Here is a 17,468-nt window from a genome sequence, read left to right as displayed (position 1 = left end):
GTTATGAAAAAAAGATTCGTTCAATTTTCTTTTGTAGTACAGTATCTAAAGATTTTACAAACCCTGCAAACTCATCAGTAGAAATCATATGGGTAAGAACTAAGCGTCTGCCGTCTGGTGTTTCACCGCATAAGACGAATGAAGAAAACTCATACGTTTTGTTTTCTACTACTAATTTTGGATAGGAATATGTGTCGCTCTTCTTTTTCTTTCCATCAATAGAGATGACGTTGCATTTTTTCTCATTGTTGTCCATGGTGAATCCCTCCTTTCTATTATCTATGGTAGACAAGGGGGGTTTAGAACAATAGAGGAGGGGGAATTTTTATGTCTGTTGTCATAGAGCGTATTTCGAAAGAAGCTATACCGAAATCTTTATTACTTCTTGCTGATCCAAGTGAAAGCCAAATTGATGCATATGTACAGAGAGGGTTTACGTATATAGCTAAACAAGAAGAAAGAATCATCGGTGTATATGTGCTTTTGGAAACAAGACCAAGGACAATGGAAATTATGAATATTGCGGTTGTAGAGCATTTGCAAGGAAAAGGGATTGGAAAGCAGCTATTAAGTCATGCCGTAGAAACTGCTAAAGGATATGGTATGTCAAAACTTGAAGTTGGTACAGGCAATTCTAGTGTTTCACAACTTGCTTTATATCAAAAATGTGGATTTCGTATTTTTTCTATTGATTTTGATTACTTTTCAAAGCATTATGAAGAAGAGATTATTGAAAATGGGATTGTATGTCGCGATATGATTCGGCTTGCAATGGAATTGAATAAGAACGTATAACTTATTTAGGGGGAAGAGAAGATGGAAGTACATAAAGCAATTACAGCACATTCTCGTAAACAAAATGAAAGTGTAAAAGCATGTTTACAATTAGATGCGCAGCGTGAAGCAGCTATTGAAGCAGCCGTATCTCTTGCGTCAAAGGGGAAAGAATTTTCGGTTGATATCATTAATGTTGTAACAAAGCAAATTAATGATCTTGCAAAAAATGGTGTTACACTGCAGCGTAAATTTGTTACAGAAGAAATGGTTATGGAGTATGTAAGTCGTTTGCAAGAGAAAGAAGGTCGTTAAAGATGATAGTTACAGTCGAATGGTTACGTGAGCATATAGAAGATGAGAATGTCCGTATAATCGATTGTCGTTTTGATTTAGCGAATCCTAATTGGGGTAGAGAAAAGTATGAGGAAGAACATATTCTTCATGCGTTATATTTTGATTTGAATTTAGATTTATCAAGTCCTGTAACAGAACATGGTGGTCGCCATCCATTGCCGAATATTGAGGAGTTTGCAGACAAGCTTTCACAAGCTGGTATTGGTGAACATACGACAGTAATTGCATATGACAGTCAAGCGGGTGCAAATGCTTCTCGTCTCTGGTGGTTATTAAACTATGTAGGACATGAGAAAGTATATATATTAGATGGCGGATTTCCAGCTTGGAAAGAGAATGGACTACACACAACGCCGAATATCCCAGTTATTGCACGAAAACCTTTTATACCGGAAATACAAGAAAATATGCTTGTAACGATGGAAGATGTGAGAGGGAAAATTCGTGCAGGTGCAAATATGACATTAATTGATTCTAGGGAACCAAAACGTTATGCTGGTGCGGAAGAGCTCGTTGATTCGAAGGCAGGGCATATTCCGACGGCAGTAAACTATTTTTGGAAAGATGGGATTTTAGAATCGGGACACTTTAAAAACGAAGAGGAACAGCAAGGGCGTTTCCAAAATCTTGATAAAGAGAAGGAAACAATCGTATATTGCGGTTCTGGTGTTACAGTGTGTCCGAACATAGTTGCATTAAAATTAGCTGGTTTTCAAAATGTTAAATTGTATACAGGTAGCTGGAGTGATTGGATTTCTTATCCAGAAAATCAAATTGCAAAAGAAGAAGATTAATCACTTGCATGCAAAAATAATTTGTATTAAAATAAGGTCACAAGCAAGAGATTGCTTCAAAAAAATTATATTTTACACATTGGAAACAATGTGATAATATAACGACAAGTAAATAATACATCCTGCGGTGTGCGTAACTTATTTATGTCTAAAACCGATGTTAGTTTTACGGAAGCTCAATATTTAGTGACCATTATCAAGCCTTCCTTGTGGAGGAAGATATACGGTAACTGTGAGGGCATCCACCTGCGAGTAGCGGGTTTTTGGACATTTACGAGAGACGGCACTTGCGGGGGTCTTATTTCAACTAATAGTATATAAAATTCCTACGGTGTACGTAGCTTGTGTATGTCTTAAACCAATAAGTATAATGCGGAAGTTCAATATTTAAATGTAGATAGCAGGCCATCTTTTTAAGAAGGAAGTTACAAACATTTGTGAGAACATCCACCTGTGAAAGCAGGTTTATGGACATCTATAGATAACGGCATATGTGGGACTATATAAAAAACCTTACGTTTTATACGTAAGGTTTTTTTGTTGAATAAATATACTCATGTTATCTAGATTTACCTGTAAAGTTCCCATAATAAATATAGCACTTGCGGTCTTCATCAATTTCTCTTGAATCGAGGGTGAATTCCAAATGTATTCCATCCCGTTGAATATATATAATATCTGAATGGAGAGAGGGTAAGATATCCTCGTAATTCCAAATATCTTTACTTTCTATCATAATTGAGCAGGTTTCCTTTAGTTCTCTAATTTCAAAACCTATGTGCGAGTATGTAGGATCTGAAGGGTCGTTGGAAAAAACTTCTTTTTGTATATATAACACTGCTGTCCCGTCTGGATCTACTGAAGTTGCAGTAACGATATATGTATTTCCATCTTTTATAAAATATTCACAAGTCATGCGCGCGACAATTTCAGAATTAGAAATATTTGCGTAGTTCCATAAAGCTGGATACCCGTTTGTTTCATCATTGAGCCGATATTCCAATCGCATTTTATCCCTCTTCTTCCTTTTTCTTCTACTTTATCATGACATCTTATATAATAGAAATATAATTTAAAAAGGGGAGTGCAAAGGTGACAAAAACGAAATGGCTAGTAGGTGGTGTCCTAACATCTTTAATGACGGGCACTTTATTTGGCTGCGCGCAAGATATTCCCCCCGAACCGAATGATAATAGTTGTTCTGATTGGGATTGGGATGATGAGCTTGGTGTTTGGCAGTGTGATGATAGTAGTTCAGGTTATCGTGGACATTACTTTTATGGTGGTACATACTATCAAAATAAATCCACCTTCAAAAATTCATCAGAGTTTAAAACTTATCAATCTTCGGCCGAATTTAAAGGTGGAATTGGAAGCGGTTCAAAAGGTGGATTTGGAGGTTAAAATATGTCGCAATACATAAAGAAAAGAAAAGAATTTTATTCGAATTATCCTCATTTCTGGTCGGACTTATATGAATGTGAGTATAGTTTGTTTCATGTTTTCCCGATAACAGAGCAAACAATGAAACAATTACAAGTAGCAACTGAACGAATGGGAAAAATATTTTTTAAGACTGCTAGAATTCTTCGGAATTTATCTAATGAACAGCTTCTTGAACTCGGTTTTCCAACTGCAAGCTTGCCTTTTATTAGACTGAAAGGGATGTATCCTGAATCTGTTATTTCACGATTTGATTTTGCTTTAACAGAGGATAATCGTATTAAAATGCTTGAGTTTAATAGTGATACTCCAACTTTTATTGTGGAATGCTTTCAAATGAATGGAAAAGTTTGTGAAGAACTTGACTATGATGATCCAAATGCAAATCAAGAGCGCTTACTTTCTTCTGGTATTACAAAAGCCGTAATGGAGTTTACAAAAGGAATGGAAGATCCAAATGTTGTTTTCACAGCTCATCCTGAACATATAGAAGATTGGAATACGACTATGTATTTAAGTAGGCTATGTCATGTTGAAAATAAAGTAATGCCAATGACAGAACTTAGAATTACAGATGATGCTTTAGTAGATAGAGATGGTGTACCAATTGATGTTTTGTATCGCCAAACATATCCAATTGAAGACTTAATTGAAGATCAAGATCCCGAAACGGGGGATTTGGTGGGAGTAGAACTTTTGCAACTTGTAAAAGAAGGAAAGCTTTTTATTATAAATCCTTTGTCGGCCTTTTTACTTCAGCCGAAATCAATTCAATGTCTTATTTGGGGATTAGCAGAAGAAGGTGCTTTTTACACAAGTGAGGAACAAAAGTGGATTAAAGAATATATGCTTCCTACATATTTAGAGCCAGATTTATTTTTTGGGAAAAGTCCGTTCGTTCAAAAACCTTCGTTCGGTAGGGAAGGTGACACGATTACGATTCGTGATAAGGATACAAATATTATGATTCGAAATGCACATGAAACGTATAAATCGTCACTGCCTATATTTCAGAAATATACAGAGCTTCCAGTTGTATTTTTGGAAACTGAAAAAGGAATTGAGAAGCTGTCGTACGTGTTTGGGGCTTTTTTAATTGCTGGAAAAGCGAGCAGCATCGGTATACGTGCCGGAGAAAAAATTACGGGAAATGAATCGTATTATTTACCGGTAGGTATTAAGAAGGAGGAAAATAAATGATTAATTTTTTACTATATTTAGCAGTATCACTTGTACTTTTGTGTATCGGTCTTTTTCTTATGGAAGTGACAACGAAAGTTAAGGAATTTAAGTTAATGGCTCAAGGGAATAAAGCGGTAAGCTATGTACTTGGAGGAAGACTACTTGGTCTTGCTATCGTTTTATATTCAACGGCTGCTAATTCTATTTCAATTCTTGATATGGTTTCATGGGGAGCTGTTGGGATTTTAGCTCAAATTATTGTCTTTTATTTAGCGGAATGGCTTACACCACGTTTTAATATTAATAAAAGTCTTGAAGAAGATAATCAAGCAGTTGGTCTTTTCCTTATGTTTTTATCACTTTCCATCGGAATTGTAATTGCTGGTTGTGTAACGTATTAAAACCCTTACATTTTAACGTAAGGGTTTTATTTTTCATTTGCTAATTTTTTGCAATATGTGTTCAATTAATTTATGTAGCCGAACGCTGAGCAGGATGCGTATTAGTGTACTAAACTCGAGATAGTTATTGTAATAAGGAAAAGTTTCCATACAAAGTGTTGACATCTATTTTAAATAAGAGTAACATTTTCTATGTAATTATAATAAGTCTCTGTTAGGTGAGGCTCCTGTATAGAGAAATGCTACTGCCCAAAAATGTCGAGAGACGCCAATGGGTCAACAGGAATGATCGAATTAAGGTTTTTCTTAACGTAGCTGGTAATGAACCTATGCTATACAGTGCTAAAACTCGGCGAGGGAGAGGTCCATAGATTTCTAATTGTATTATATTAGGAATCGCTTATTTGTGTATGCAATGACCTTTGCTCTCTTATGAGTAAGGGTCTTTTTTGTTAGCAAGCTATGAGTAATTTCATAGTATAGATTATAACTAAAAAATTAAAGAGGAGGTGAGGAGCATGTCAAATTCTGACTCGGTTCCGTTACCCATATACTTCAAATCAAAAATATATGATGTAGGCAGGAAACGACTTGTTCCTCCCTCTATATTTATCATAATGTAGCGTTTATTCGAGTATTTAAGCGCTAGACACTTTCACAGTAAAGTGGATAAATTGAGAAACAAAGCGTTTCTTCCTATGTTGTAAAGGAGGAGACGATAATATGTTATATGTAAATAAAAGTGTGGGTAACACTTCGTATAAATTAAGTAAAAAAGCAATGAAAGAACAAACAATGCTTCAAAAAAATAAAGATTTATTAATTGAAATCGCAACAAGAGATGTAAAATCTGTATTTGCGTATTTTAAAACAACAAGAGACGGACTATCTATGAAAGAGGCACAAAAGCGTATTCAAGTATACGGCCGAAATGAATTAACTTCAAAAAGAGCGCGTATTGCGGAAGTAATGATGAAGCTAAGTGGAATGATCCCAGGTCTTTCAAAACAAAATATGGGTGATGAATTACAATGTGAAACAGTTACTGTTTCTAGAGTAGCTGGCTGTAGCGTAACAGGGCTAAACAGTGAACTAAAAATGATGAAATTACCAGTACAAGAGCTTGTACCTGGAGATATGATTTTTCTTGCAGAGGGCGATACAGTGCCAGCAGATGTACGTATTATTTATGCAAATGATTTATTAGTAAATGAATCTATGCTGACAGGAAACGATGCTAGTATTGAGAAATTTGAAAGTTGCTATCATCTTGAACGTAAACGATTTATTCCATTAAAACGGATGAAAGACTATAATCCACTTGAACTTGAAAATGTATGTTTCAAAGGTACGTATATTGTTGACGGAAATGCAAAGGCTGTAGTTGTTTCGACAGGTAAAAATACGTATTCAGGAATACTTCATACTTGCTACGGTAGAATGTCTTAATGTGTTAATGATGCTAAATATACAAAAACAATGTATAATAGACAAAGTTGAACAAAAACGTAGAATGGTAATCTATATATAACCTTACGTGATAACGTGAGGTTATTATTTTTTGTTAGTAGGAGAGGAATTATGAAAAAAGTATTATTAGTTGATGGTATGGCACTATTATTTCGTGCTTTTTACGCAACAAGTGTATATGGACAATTTATGAAACGACAAGATGGTACCCCGACGAATGGGATTCATGGTTATATGAAGCATTTATTAACAGCAACACAAGCAATCGAACCAACGCACATTGTAACGTGCTGGGATATGGGAAGTACGACATTTAGAACGGAATCTTTCTCGAATTATAAAGCAAATCGTGCAGCACCGCCGGAAGAATTAATTCCGCAATTTGATTTAGTGCAAGAAATGACTGCGAAATTATCTATGCCTGTAATCGGTATGAAAGGTTATGAAGCGGATGATTGTATCGGTACGCTTGCAAAACAATATTGCAATGAAGCGGAAGTTTATATTTTGACAGGTGATACAGATTTACTTCAACTTGTTGATACGAATGTTACAGTTATGCTTCTTCGTAAAGGAATTGGAAATTACGAGTATTACACACCGGAAAAAATCATGGAAGAGAAAGGTGTAGAACCTTGGCAAATTGTTCATGCGAAAGCTTTCATGGGAGATACAAGTGATAATTATCCGGGTGTAAAAGGTATTGGTGAAAAAACAGCGTATAAGCTGATTCAAGAATACGGGACAGTATCGGCAGTGCTAGAAAATATAGCATCATTAACGAAAGCGCAGCGCACAAAAATTGAAAGTGATTTAGAGAATTTAAATATCTCTTTACAATTAGCGCAAATTCATTGTGAAGTTCCAATTTCATGCTTATTAGAAGAAGGGTTACACACAATGGACGAAGAAAAACTACGCTTTGTTTGTAACGAAATGAATTGGGGAAGACCTGAAATATTAATTAATATGCTTTAAAGAGCATGGAAAGGTTGATCAAATATATTTTTGATTAACCTTTCTTTTTTTTGTTCACAAAGTTGTCAGAAAATAAACGGAATTTTCATCTGAAGTTCAAATGGAATTCACAACAATCAATTATTATAAGAACACACAGATAATTCCTTATCTTTTATATAAACCATCCCCCAAGGAGGAAAATAAACATGCGAAAAAAAGTGAGAAAATCCTTTAAACAATTATTAATAGAAAATAAACAATCCCTACTAACTAATAAAGAGAATATGAAAGAAATTGAAGAACGGATTGAGAAACGACATGTAGCATATAATGGTGCTAATAATTAAATAAAATAAAAAAGATAGCCTATAAATAAAGGCTATCTTTTTTATTTTATATTGAAAAAACACTAGTCCTCTCTTTAATTTTGTAAGTATGCAACATATTTTTATAGTGTTTTTCTAACAATATTACCAATTTTTCGAGGTTGAAATTGGCATATACCAATTTTTAAGATTTACTATTCATAATATTACAAAAAATGTTACAATACACTCAAATTTATACTATAAAATCATTTTAATATGAAAAATTGGAATGAAAAGAAAGGAGAGGAATATGAATATAGATGTCGCTTTGAAATGATTATTATCATTTCATTAGGAGTTGATGTAAAACGATGGAGAGGCATGAAGAACTGGATTCTATAAGAGGAATTTCTTCATTGGTAGTAATGATTGGTCATTATTTGATGATTTTCTCAGCATTTCAAAATTACAGTTATGAAGATAATAAACCATTTGTTGTATATCTATTAAAAGAAACGCCTGCACGTCTTATTTTTAGTAGTGGTAACGAATCTGTTATTATCTTTTTTGTTTTGAGTGGATTTGTTTTGTATGAATCTATTCAAAAAACAAATAGTAGCTATGGATCATACCTTTTAAAACGTATATGCAGAATATACATTCCATATATTGTGGCAATAGTCATAGCTATTATATGCCAGACTACAATAAGTAAATATGGTATTTCTTATTTAAGCGAATGGTTTAATCGCTCATGGACGATTGAAAGTTCTTTAAGTCTAATAGCACAGCATGTTTTATTGGTTGGGAAATATAATACAGATACATATAACAGTGTGATTTGGTCACTTGTACATGAAATGCGAATATCTATAATTTTCCCGTTAGTTTTGATGGTTTGTTTACGCAAAACAGTAAGGGGTTCATTACTATCATTGTTTAGTTTTAGTATATGTTCTGTCGTGATATTATTTTTATTTCGCTCGAGTTTAACATTAACAAGCTATGTATTAACGTTGCATTACACAGTGCTGTTTTTACTAGGAGCACTAGTTGCGAAGTATAAAAATAATTTAATAGCTTTTTATAGTAATTGTACTAAAAATACGAAAATTACATGGTTTTTATTTGCGATTTTACTTTATATGTATGAAGGGCTTATTGGAGAAATTAAAGTGCTCAATAATTTTATATTTCGAGACTACGTAGTAGCGATAAGCGCATGTCTATTTGTCATATTAAGCCTTTCAGTGTCAACATTTTCAACCTTGCTACGCAATAAATACTTGTTGTATTTGGGAAAAATTTCTTACAGTCTTTATTTGTATCATCTTATATCATTATTTTCCTTAATATACATGCTCAATGAAATATTACCGCTAACTATTATTTTGATTATGTCGCTCATTCTTTCTTTTATACTTGCAACGATTTCATATTTGTTTGTAGAGAAATTTTCATTCAGATTAGGAAAGTATATAACAAAACAAGAAGATATAGAAAAGAAAGGGTTATCTGTACAAAATGATTAACAGGATGCTATTCATAAAAAGGCGGTGGAATCATTGAAGCAAGAAATTAGTATGAAAGATTTTCAACAGTTACTGAAAAGAAGATTCGTAACGATCATTTTGACGATGTGTTGTTTAACCGTTTCTCTAGTTATTATTTCTATGTATGTGCTAAAGCCTTCGTATCAATATTCAGCGCAAATTCTTGTTGGAAATTTAGATGAGTTTAATAAGGAAAATACAGCGAATAAAACACAAGAAAATAAGCAACTTGTAACATCGTTTGTTGACATTTTAAAAAGTCCACTTATTATTTCGACAGTAAGAAACACTTTGAAATTAGAACAATCAAGTTATGAATTAGCACAAAAAATTTCGGTGTTGAATACGGACAACTCACAAATTGTTACTGTTACAGTAAAAGATTCGGATCCTAAAATCGTGAAAGAAATTGTAAAGTCATTGGCAGAACAATCTCAAAAAAGCTTTCAACAGTATACGAATGTACAGGGGGTAAAAATATTAACTGACCGAGAGTTACAGGAAGAAGCTGAAAAGCTGTTTCCGAAATTTCAACTTATCATTCCTATCTCTTTAATTGTTAGTTTTTTTGTTGGTGTAGGTTTAGCTGTATTTCGAGATTATTTTGATGAACGTATATACGTGGAACAGGATTTAGAGAAAATAACGACAGTCTCTGTTATTGGTCATATAAATATGAAACCGAAAAGAAAAAAGAAACCTACAGAGGTTGATAAGCAATCATCTATATATCGAGGTGAACATGTCGATGTTTAAGACAAAGAAAAAGCTGCCATTCGATCCGCATGATGCTCTGATGAAAGAGCAATTTTATACTATATATCATGAATTGAAAAAATCAGGAAAACGAGTATTCACAGTTAGCTCAACGAAGGATAGAGGTGTTGTTGCTTCACTTATAGTAAATATGGGATTAGTTTTTGCGGAAATGAAAAAAAAAGTATTACTTGTCGATATGAATTTTTCTGATCCTAAACTCCATCTACTATTACACAGCAACCATATGACAACAGTAAACGATATATTAAGCTCTTCCGCCTTAAATTATGAATCTTTTTCTAGTTCTTTTTCTGAATATTTATATTGTATTCCCGCAAAAAAAAATGTACATACTGGGACGCCCTTAGTTGCTATGGATGAATTTGATAATGTAATAGACAAGTGGAAAGTAGACTTTGATTATATTTTCTTTTATTCATCCGAAGTATTTGAGCTTCCTGCTACGTATATTATTGCGGAGAAATGTGATGGAGTAATTTTGGCAGTCAAAAAACGAAAAGATTCGCTGCGTACAGTGAAAAAAGTAATAGCGGACATAAAGAGAAAAGAATGTGAATTGCTAGGTATAGTTTTATATTCTTGAATTTGGGGGTAACGATCCATGATTCGTGAAACAAATCAAGCTAAGTTGTATGCTATTCCGGCTCAAGAAAAGGATAAGGTTTTGAATCGAAGTGTAAAACGCTTGTTTGATATTATATTTTCACTCATATTGTTACTTTTTACGATACCAATTATGTTGTTTTTTTGTATTTTGATTGCTTTAGAAACATCAGGGGCTCCAATCTATTTTCAAGAGCGTTTAGGAATCAATGGAAAGAGATTTTATTTATTTAAATTAAGATCGATGGTTAGCGATGCTGAAAAGAACGGACCACAATGGGCAAATGAAAATGATCCGAGAATTACAAAGGTTGGATTGTTTATAAGAAAAACGAGAATGGATGAATTACCACAACTTATAAATATTTTAAAAGGTGATATGTCTTTTGTTGGTCCTAGGCCAGAGAGAGAGTATTTTTATGAAAAATTCGAAGTTAATATTCCAGAATTCAGGCACCGTTTATTAGTAAAACCAGGGTTAACAGGGTGGGCACAAATAAATGGAGGATATAATCTTGATCCGAAAGAAAAGTTGGAATTTGATATGGAATATATTGAAGTGAAGACGATTAGAATGGATATTCGTATTTTATGTAAGACAGTTTTTATTGTATTGAATGGGAATGGCGCAAGATAAAAAACATAGTAAATATAATTTTATGTAAATATTAAATTAATACACAACAAATATAAGTAGGTTACATGCAAAGGAGAACTGGTATGGGTAGATCCATTCTAAACAATATTGTACATCTATTTTATAGTACGATTTTAGCTAATCTTCTTCAAGCCATTAGCTTAATTGCTTTAGCCAACTTTTTTAATGCACAAAATTACGGGATGTTTAGTGTTGCGATAGCATTTACGTTTGTAATGTTATTTTTTACAGATTTAGGGCTTAGTAATACATTTCTTCGAGAAGGGGCAAAGGATGGAGTAGATTTAGGGACGATTGTATCTTCATACATAAAGATAAGGATACTTCTTCTTATTTTTATTTCTGTAATTGGTTATATAGCTATTCATTATGTGTACGAGGATAAGAATTTAATTTATATGATGTTAAACGTAATGTTCCTGATGTTAATAGGCCTTACATGTCAAAATATAGGGATTGCCTACTTTCAGCTTATGGAACGTATGAAATATATAGCACTAATTAAAGTTGTATCCGCAACAGTTGTCATTATAATTACATGCTTTTGCATTTTCGGAGAATTACCAGTGTATATAACAGCTCGCTTATATGGTTTTGGTTATATGATTGGCGGTTTATTTAGCATATACGTTATGAGAAAAAAGACGAACATTAATATGAAAGTAGCAATTCATAAAGGATTGTTTTGGAAATTAGGTCCTTTTATTGTTAGTGGGTTTTTAATAATGAGTACGCCACAATTAGCACCCATCTTACTCAATTATACATTACCATTAAGTATGGTGGGTGTTTTCGCGGTAGCTTATCGGATGCCAGCGGCTTTATATCAAGTGCCAGGGGTAATTGCAGGGGCATTTTTCCCAGTGCTCTTTAAACACTATAACCAGAATAATTTAGAAGAGCATACGAAATTAAATATGATTCAAATAAAATCAATGGCGGTCGTGGGAATATGTATGACGATAGGTTTATATAATTTAGCACCCTATTTTATTTCTATATTTTTTCATGCGGAATGGAGTAATGCAGTAGAGCCGCTCCAAATACTATCTTTTCTCATTGTATTACAAAGTTTAAATGTTGCTATTGCCGATGGTTTAACAACGAGTGGATTTCAAAATAAGAGAACTGCCGTACAGTGTGTTGCTTTAGTAATTGGAGGAATTATGCTATATAGCTTCAGTAGCATTGGTGGAGTTAGAGGAGCGGCTTACGCTATGATTTTATTTGAAATAGTGGCTTTGATTGGATATACAGCAGTAAGTACAGTGAGGAAAAAAATTGTATTCCAAATTGTAATACCGTATACAATTTATTTTGGTGTAACTTTTATTGGAGTGCAATATGTATTAAAGACATATAATTTGATTGCACTTGTTCTTAATACGTTTATCGTAGTAGTTGGTATATTCCTATATGATTATGAGTTAAAAAAACTTATTCTTTCATTTATAAGAAAAATACGAGAAAAGGATTATATTACGAAGCAGGAGATATAGCCTATGGAAAATAATATGCAAATTTCAATGAAATGGACTTTTCTTCTAATCTTGTTTGTTATGTTAAGTAAATACAACATATATATAGGGTTTTCTTTGAAGATATATATGATTTTTCTAGTCATTTATTTTTGTTTAACAATTAAAGATTTTTATATTCGAAAGCTATATTTTCATGAAGTTGTATTTTTACTGTTTTATTTCATCTATTGTTTAAGTGGCATTCTTTCTATATATTTAAGTGCTAGTATTCGTATGATTTTCGGCGTATTACTTGTTTTAGGATGTTATTTTATTATGAGGAATTTACTGGGGAACACCGAAATAGTAGTGCTCGAGTCAGCCATTGTCTATGTAGGATTAGTATTTAATATTGTAAGTCTCATACTCTATATAGTTGGATTACAACATTTTGGATTATATGGCGGAGAAGAGAGAGAGATTTATGCTGGATTATTAGTAGATAGAGGATATCCGAGATTAATTGGATTATTAGATGATCCCAACATCTTTATTTTTTATAATACAATATTTTTTATGTATTATATGACAAATTTATATAATATCACCAACGTAATAGGATTGATTCTATGTGTTACAACGAGTTTATTAACTTTTTCAAGAGGTGGTATTTTAGCAATTGTGCTCGTCATTTTTGTATATGTATGCATGTCCAGTTTTGCCAAAAAAGTAAAAATAATAATGGGCTTAGTATTGTTTAGTGTTGTTATTTTTAGTTTAGCGAATGTAGTAATGGGTGGACAACTAGATGATATATTGAACGGTCGAATTTCTGATTTTTCACGCGATAATGGGAGTGGCAGATTTACACTATGGGAAGCTGCTTTCAAATATTTTTTATCTAATCCATATATCGGTATCGGTGCTTTTAATTTTTCGAATTATTATGAGTATCAGTTCAATGAAAAACTATATGTGCACAATACATTTTTAGAAATTTTATCTGAATCGGGTACAATTGGTTTTCTTTTATATAGCGCTTTTTTATGTATTTTAATGGTGAAGTTGACTAAGTATAACTTGTTTTGTGAAAAGCCATATCTTTTATTGACTATGATTGCATTTTTATTTCAGATGATGTCATTATCACTTATTATTAACGAAGCTTTCTTTCTATTTTTAGCAGTTGTTGTGAAGTACATTTCAACATATGAAGGAAGGGGAATGATAGATGGTAAAGTGTCTATCAGTACATAACGAGGTGCCTTGTATTTCTATAATAACACCTTCTTATAATAGTTTACGTTTTATTGGTGAGACAATCAGATCTGTGCAGAGTCAATCTTATAAAAATTGGGAAATGCTTATCGTTGATGATGCTTCAACGGACCACTCAGCTGTAAAAATTAAAGAGATGATAGAAGGGGATTCACGAATTCGGTTATTATCATTAGAAGAAAATATGGGGGCTGCTAAAGCTCGGAATATAGCGATTAAAGAAGCGAGAGGAAGGTATATTGCTTTTTTAGATAGTGATGATATTTGGCTACCAAATAAATTGGAGACGCAATTGTTATTTATGGAAGAAACACATGTTGCGTTTTCGTATACGTCCTATAGTTTAATAGATGAAAATAATAATGATCTGAATAGAGAGGTGAACGTACCGGAATTTGTTGATTATCATTATTTAGTGGGAAACACAATTATTGGGTGTTTAACAGTGATGCTTGATCGTGAGAAGATTCCTTGTATTGAAATGCCCAGTGTGCAGCCTGAAGATACAGCGTTATGGCTACAATTGTTATATAAAGGATATGAAGCGAAAGGGATACAGCAGGTATTGGCAAAATATAGAATTGTTACAAATTCTGTTTCAAGAAATAAAATAAGGGCGGCCTTCCGATATTGGAAGCTGTTAAGAGCACAAAAACCACTTAATTCATTGCAAATCTTTTTTTATTTTAGTAAGTATGCTTATCATGCTTACAGAAAAAATAAAATCAATGTAGTTGGGAAGACGCAAGTATGAATATATTGTTGATGACAGATAAATTGATAACTGGGGGAGCCGAGAGTTACTTTTGTAAATTGGAAAACAATTTGCAATATGAAAACATTACGGTTTATACAGCTGCAGGTGAGGGAGAATTATATCAATCTCTTACTAGAAAAGAAAATTTCATGTTACTTAGTCGATGGAATCATTTGAGAAATATTCATTACTTACGAAAAGAGATTTATAAACGAAAGATAGAACTTATTCATGCAAATAGTTTGCGAATGGTATTATATGCTTTTCTACTTCAAAAGTTTATTAAAAGAAAGATAAAAATCGTGTATACGAAACATAATGTAACGATACTAGAAAAGAAAATGCCAATTCTTTTTCGTTATGTCATGAATAAATATGTGAACAATATTATTACAGTAAGTGAATTTGAAAAGAATAACTTAATTTCAATTCATGTAGCTGAAGAGAAAGTAAAGACAATTTACAACGGTGTGGATATTGAAAAATTTTTATTCCAGCAGAAAAAGAAAGAATCTACTTATAAAGTAGGTATATTAGCTAGATTATCCAAGGAGAAAAATCATCAACTATTTGTTAAAATTGCAAATGTGTTAAAAAAGAGAAATGATTTTATGTTTTATATTGCTGGTGATGGACCAGAGAAAGAATCTATTATGAAAGAAATAGAAAAATATGACTTGCAACAAAGTGTAAAGATGTTAGGAAATATTTCAGAGCCACATAAGTTTATAGGAAATATGGATGTATTACTTTTATTATCTTTTCGTGAAGTGTTTCCAATGGTAGTAATTGAAGCAATGGCTACAGGAACACCAATGGTTTCAATAGATGTCGGCGGAATAAATGAAGCGGTAATAGATGGAGAATCAGGTGTTTTAATATCTGAATATTGCGAATCTGAATTCGCAGACGTGCTGGAGGAATTACAAGGAAATGAAGAAAAGGTGAATGATATTAGAGTGAAAGCGCGAGAAAAAGCGGAAAGAAATTTCTCGTTAACTAAAATGGTAGAAGAAACGAAGGATATATATGAATTAAACAAATGACCGTGGAGGTCGTTTGTTTTTTTTATGATACAAACTTTTAAGAGAGAACTCACATATTATATGAAAAAGGCAATATGAGGAGTGAATTTATTTTGTCAGAATATATTTCTTCACAAGAGGAGTATGCGCCAGAAAATAGTGTTCATATTGATTGCTTTGGTGCAGTTCCGAATTCAGGAAGTGATAGTTCGTTAGCGATTCAACAAGCGATTAATTATTGTGTAGCGAACCGAATTTCGACGGTAAGAATTACAGGGGTTAATACGTATAAAATATTGAAGCCGATTGTTATTAAATCCAACGTAAGATTAGAGTTAGATCCTACCGTAACGCTGCAAATTGATGGAGATTTTAATGCGTTTGAGTTACAAAGTAATGCTTCTATAACTGGCGGTACTATTCAAGTTATTAATCAAGTATTTCAGTCATCTGTTATTTATGTTTCCGGTTCACAACAAATAGAAGTGCCTAATCAATCTGTCATATCAAATATAAATATAATAAATACCACACCATCATATAAAGGAAAAGCTATACATTTTTATTGTCAAAAAGCGTGGGATTATATTAGTTTCTTTCAAGTTAACTATGTTCAAGTTAAAAATTTTCAAACTGCAATATATTTAAAAACGGAATATGTAGACAATATAAATACACCTTGCTGGATTAACGCAAATGTATTTCAATCTATATTTATTGATGGATGTCAGTATGGAATAGAAGTAGATGGGAATAGTGATTTACCAAATGAAAGTTCAGGAAATACGTTTCATGATATTCAAGTGCAATGTAGACAACAAACGAAAAAAGCAATTCGTTGTTCAGGTGCTTATAATACATTCAACTGTATGATTTGGGATACGTACAGGATGAGTAGTGAACAAATAGTAATTGAATTTTCTTCCAATTCCCATCGTAACTACCTTTTTTCAAATTTACTTTCAACAACTATTGTAGATAACGGACAATACAATGTTTGTAAGTCTACTTATGAAGAATCACTTCGGATTCAGTTACCTTTGACGCTGAATAAACCACATTTAATAGGAAATCAAGATGATATTTTAGTAAATGCTCAGCTGAAGTATAGTGTTAAGCAAGTAAGTGGGAAATTACCTTACGGAGGAAATATCGCTAATTGTTTTAATTTAATAGATGAACAAAGTGTGAATTATATTGATGTTCCAGATAGTAATCCAGTTGTTATTGAATTGGACTTTACGAAAAATCCGATCAAAATGTTGAATTGTATTGGGATGTACTTTGGATGGGGAGAGAGCCCAAAGAAAATTAAAATTGAATATGCATTAAGTGCAACTGGGAGTTGGATTATCGCGGCAGATGTTCCATTAAATGTTGGAGATACAGTTATATCGAATATGAAAGCTAATCAGTTATATAAAGTAAGAATTACATTGAGTGGTTACTCTCAAGACCATAAGCGTTTTCGAATTAATCGTATTTTTGCAAGGTCTTCTATGGAAAATGGAAATGCTTGGTTAGCGACAACTGGCGGAAGAATGTTTGGAGATATTGAGCTGGAAGCGAGTCAAGGTGTAATTATGAAGACTGCTAGTGGAGCGAAATGGAAAGTTACTATTAATGAAGTTGGTCAGCTTATTACGACTAAAATAACGTGAGATG

Annotated in this window: 20 protein-coding genes, 2 other RNA genes and 1 riboswitch; of the genes, 20 read left to right on the top strand and 2 right to left on the bottom strand. The window is 32.8% G+C overall.

Annotated features, from left to right (window positions below):
- Position 1 precedes the first annotated feature (1 nt).
- Entirely contained in the window at positions 2–256 is a 255-nt protein-coding gene (locus CQ058_RS05820; RefSeq protein ID WP_000369740.1) for a DUF3931 domain-containing protein, read from the bottom strand.
- Between the two features lie 71 nt (positions 257–327).
- Here CQ058_RS05820 and CQ058_RS05815 point away from each other — a divergent pair, with 71 nt between their 5' ends.
- The 5 genes from CQ058_RS05815 to ssrS (CQ058_RS05795) all read left to right on the top strand — a co-directional run bounded on the left by CQ058_RS05815 (position 328) and on the right by ssrS (CQ058_RS05795) (position 2,429).
- Complete coding sequence (locus CQ058_RS05815) at positions 328–795, top strand: GNAT family N-acetyltransferase (protein WP_002086567.1); 468 nt, start codon at positions 328–330, stop codon at positions 793–795.
- A 21-nt stretch (positions 796–816) separates the two neighbouring features.
- Complete coding sequence (locus CQ058_RS05810; RefSeq protein ID WP_000451806.1) at positions 817–1,089, top strand: YpbS family protein; 273 nt, start codon at positions 817–819, stop codon at positions 1,087–1,089.
- A gap of 2 nt (positions 1,090–1,091) precedes the next feature.
- On the top strand, positions 1,092–1,925 hold the full coding sequence (locus tag CQ058_RS05805; protein WP_002193182.1) for a sulfurtransferase: 834 nt from the start codon (positions 1,092–1,094) through the stop codon (positions 1,923–1,925).
- Positions 1,926–2,041: 116 nt separating this feature from the next.
- Positions 2,042–2,224: non-coding RNA, 6S RNA (gene ssrS / locus CQ058_RS05800), on the top strand.
- A 21-nt stretch (positions 2,225–2,245) separates the two neighbouring features.
- A non-coding RNA gene (ssrS, locus tag CQ058_RS05795) (6S RNA) lies at positions 2,246–2,429 on the top strand.
- Between the two features lie 55 nt (positions 2,430–2,484).
- On the opposite strand, the gene CQ058_RS05790 is transcribed toward ssrS (CQ058_RS05795), so the two are convergent.
- The gene (locus CQ058_RS05790) at positions 2,485–2,934 is read right to left on the bottom strand and encodes a hypothetical protein (protein WP_002030848.1); all 450 of its coding nucleotides are present in this window, start codon (positions 2,932–2,934) and stop codon (positions 2,485–2,487) included.
- 83 nt (positions 2,935–3,017) lie between these two features.
- Between CQ058_RS05790 and CQ058_RS05785 the strand changes: the two genes are divergently transcribed.
- The 15 genes from CQ058_RS05785 (at position 3,018) to CQ058_RS05715 (ending at position 17,464) form a co-directional block, all read left to right on the top strand.
- Positions 3,018–3,329 carry a hypothetical protein gene (locus tag CQ058_RS05785; protein WP_002126505.1) on the top strand — a complete coding sequence of 104 codons (312 nt, stop codon included), beginning with the start codon at positions 3,018–3,020 and terminating at the stop codon, positions 3,327–3,329.
- Positions 3,330–3,332: 3 nt separating this feature from the next.
- Positions 3,333–4,568, top strand: coding sequence for a glutathionylspermidine synthase family protein (locus CQ058_RS05780; protein ID WP_002193181.1), 1,236 nt, complete (start codon positions 3,333–3,335; stop codon positions 4,566–4,568).
- Positions 4,565–4,951, top strand: a complete 387-nt coding sequence (locus CQ058_RS05775) for a DUF350 domain-containing protein (protein ID WP_002086561.1) — start codon at positions 4,565–4,567, stop codon at positions 4,949–4,951. Before CQ058_RS05780 ends, CQ058_RS05775 begins: the two co-directional genes overlap by 4 nt.
- 203 nt (positions 4,952–5,154) lie before the next feature.
- Positions 5,155–5,320: riboswitch (M-box (ykoK) riboswitch) on the top strand.
- Positions 5,321–5,674: 354 nt separating this feature from the next.
- Complete coding sequence (locus CQ058_RS05770) at positions 5,675–6,400, top strand: P-type ATPase actuator domain-containing protein (protein ID WP_002189031.1); 726 nt, start codon at positions 5,675–5,677, stop codon at positions 6,398–6,400.
- Positions 6,401–6,532: 132 nt separating this feature from the next.
- Positions 6,533–7,399 carry a 5'-3' exonuclease gene (locus CQ058_RS05765; protein ID WP_002135339.1) on the top strand — a complete coding sequence of 289 codons (867 nt, stop codon included), beginning with the start codon at positions 6,533–6,535 and terminating at the stop codon, positions 7,397–7,399.
- A gap of 188 nt (positions 7,400–7,587) precedes the next feature.
- Complete coding sequence (locus CQ058_RS05760) at positions 7,588–7,728, top strand: FbpB family small basic protein (RefSeq protein WP_001228050.1); 141 nt, start codon at positions 7,588–7,590, stop codon at positions 7,726–7,728.
- Positions 7,729–8,060: 332 nt separating this feature from the next.
- A complete protein-coding gene (locus CQ058_RS05755; protein WP_002189032.1) occupies positions 8,061–9,221 on the top strand; it encodes an acyltransferase family protein in 1,161 nt (386 codons plus the stop codon).
- Positions 9,222–9,254: 33 nt separating this feature from the next.
- Positions 9,255–9,998: a YveK family protein gene (locus CQ058_RS05750; RefSeq protein WP_002193180.1), complete on the top strand. Its 744-nt coding sequence runs from the start codon at positions 9,255–9,257 to the stop codon at positions 9,996–9,998.
- Complete coding sequence (locus tag CQ058_RS05745) at positions 9,985–10,605, top strand: CpsD/CapB family tyrosine-protein kinase (protein WP_002186267.1); 621 nt, start codon at positions 9,985–9,987, stop codon at positions 10,603–10,605. The genes CQ058_RS05750 and CQ058_RS05745 overlap by 14 nt, the downstream gene beginning before the upstream one ends.
- An 18-nt stretch (positions 10,606–10,623) precedes the next feature.
- Positions 10,624–11,262 carry a sugar transferase gene (locus tag CQ058_RS05740; protein ID WP_105589526.1) on the top strand — a complete coding sequence of 213 codons (639 nt, stop codon included), beginning with the start codon at positions 10,624–10,626 and terminating at the stop codon, positions 11,260–11,262.
- Positions 11,263–11,345: 83 nt separating this feature from the next.
- On the top strand, positions 11,346–12,782 hold the full coding sequence (locus CQ058_RS05735; RefSeq protein WP_142396329.1) for an oligosaccharide flippase family protein: 1,437 nt from the start codon (positions 11,346–11,348) through the stop codon (positions 12,780–12,782).
- 3 nt (positions 12,783–12,785) lie between these two features.
- On the top strand, positions 12,786–14,000 hold the full coding sequence (locus CQ058_RS05730; protein WP_002141067.1) for an O-antigen ligase family protein: 1,215 nt from the start codon (positions 12,786–12,788) through the stop codon (positions 13,998–14,000).
- The gene (locus CQ058_RS05725; RefSeq protein ID WP_002141068.1) at positions 13,975–14,775 is read left to right on the top strand and encodes a glycosyltransferase family 2 protein; all 801 of its coding nucleotides are present in this window, start codon (positions 13,975–13,977) and stop codon (positions 14,773–14,775) included. Before CQ058_RS05730 ends, CQ058_RS05725 begins: the two co-directional genes overlap by 26 nt.
- Positions 14,772–15,824, top strand: a complete 1,053-nt coding sequence (locus CQ058_RS05720) for a glycosyltransferase family 4 protein (RefSeq protein ID WP_002141070.1) — start codon at positions 14,772–14,774, stop codon at positions 15,822–15,824. The genes CQ058_RS05725 and CQ058_RS05720 overlap by 4 nt, the downstream gene beginning before the upstream one ends.
- Positions 15,825–15,916: 92 nt before the next feature.
- Positions 15,917–17,464, top strand: coding sequence for a glycoside hydrolase family protein (locus CQ058_RS05715; protein WP_142396328.1), 1,548 nt, complete (start codon positions 15,917–15,919; stop codon positions 17,462–17,464).
- The last annotated feature ends 4 nt before the right edge of the window (positions 17,465–17,468 follow it).

It is taken from the genome of Bacillus sp. MYb56 (assembly GCF_002976445.1).
In the GTDB taxonomy this organism is placed as follows: Bacteria; Bacillota; Bacilli; order Bacillales; family Bacillaceae_G; genus Bacillus_A; species Bacillus_A mycoides.
The sequence above is the reverse complement of the archived record's forward strand: the minus strand, read 5'-3'. Positions and strand labels throughout refer to the sequence as shown.

What these genes read in the sequence shown, in the direction of transcription:
- CQ058_RS05820 (WP_000369740.1), bottom strand. Translation starts at nt 256, where the DNA reads ATGGACAACAATGAGAAAAAATGCAACGTCATCTCTATTGATGGAAAG.
- CQ058_RS05815 (WP_002086567.1), top strand. Translation starts at nt 328, where the DNA reads ATGTCTGTTGTCATAGAGCGTATTTCGAAAGAAGCTATACCGAAATCT.
- CQ058_RS05810 (WP_000451806.1), top strand. Translation starts at nt 817, where the DNA reads ATGGAAGTACATAAAGCAATTACAGCACATTCTCGTAAACAAAATGAA.
- CQ058_RS05805 (WP_002193182.1), top strand. Translation starts at nt 1,092, where the DNA reads ATGATAGTTACAGTCGAATGGTTACGTGAGCATATAGAAGATGAGAAT.
- CQ058_RS05790 (WP_002030848.1), bottom strand. Translation starts at nt 2,934, where the DNA reads ATGCGATTGGAATATCGGCTCAATGATGAAACAAACGGGTATCCAGCT.
- CQ058_RS05780 (WP_002193181.1), top strand. Translation starts at nt 3,333, where the DNA reads ATGTCGCAATACATAAAGAAAAGAAAAGAATTTTATTCGAATTATCCT.
- CQ058_RS05775 (WP_002086561.1), top strand. Translation starts at nt 4,565, where the DNA reads ATGATTAATTTTTTACTATATTTAGCAGTATCACTTGTACTTTTGTGT.
- CQ058_RS05770 (WP_002189031.1), top strand. Translation starts at nt 5,675, where the DNA reads ATGTTATATGTAAATAAAAGTGTGGGTAACACTTCGTATAAATTAAGT.
- CQ058_RS05765 (WP_002135339.1), top strand. Translation starts at nt 6,533, where the DNA reads ATGAAAAAAGTATTATTAGTTGATGGTATGGCACTATTATTTCGTGCT.
- CQ058_RS05760 (WP_001228050.1), top strand. Translation starts at nt 7,588, where the DNA reads ATGCGAAAAAAAGTGAGAAAATCCTTTAAACAATTATTAATAGAAAAT.
- CQ058_RS05755 (WP_002189032.1), top strand. Translation starts at nt 8,061, where the DNA reads ATGGAGAGGCATGAAGAACTGGATTCTATAAGAGGAATTTCTTCATTG.
- CQ058_RS05745 (WP_002186267.1), top strand. Translation starts at nt 9,985, where the DNA reads ATGTCGATGTTTAAGACAAAGAAAAAGCTGCCATTCGATCCGCATGAT.
- CQ058_RS05740 (WP_105589526.1), top strand. Translation starts at nt 10,624, where the DNA reads ATGATTCGTGAAACAAATCAAGCTAAGTTGTATGCTATTCCGGCTCAA.
- CQ058_RS05735 (WP_142396329.1), top strand. Translation starts at nt 11,346, where the DNA reads ATGGGTAGATCCATTCTAAACAATATTGTACATCTATTTTATAGTACG.
- CQ058_RS05730 (WP_002141067.1), top strand. Translation starts at nt 12,786, where the DNA reads ATGGAAAATAATATGCAAATTTCAATGAAATGGACTTTTCTTCTAATC.
- CQ058_RS05725 (WP_002141068.1), top strand. Translation starts at nt 13,975, where the DNA reads ATGGTAAAGTGTCTATCAGTACATAACGAGGTGCCTTGTATTTCTATA.
- CQ058_RS05720 (WP_002141070.1), top strand. Translation starts at nt 14,772, where the DNA reads ATGAATATATTGTTGATGACAGATAAATTGATAACTGGGGGAGCCGAG.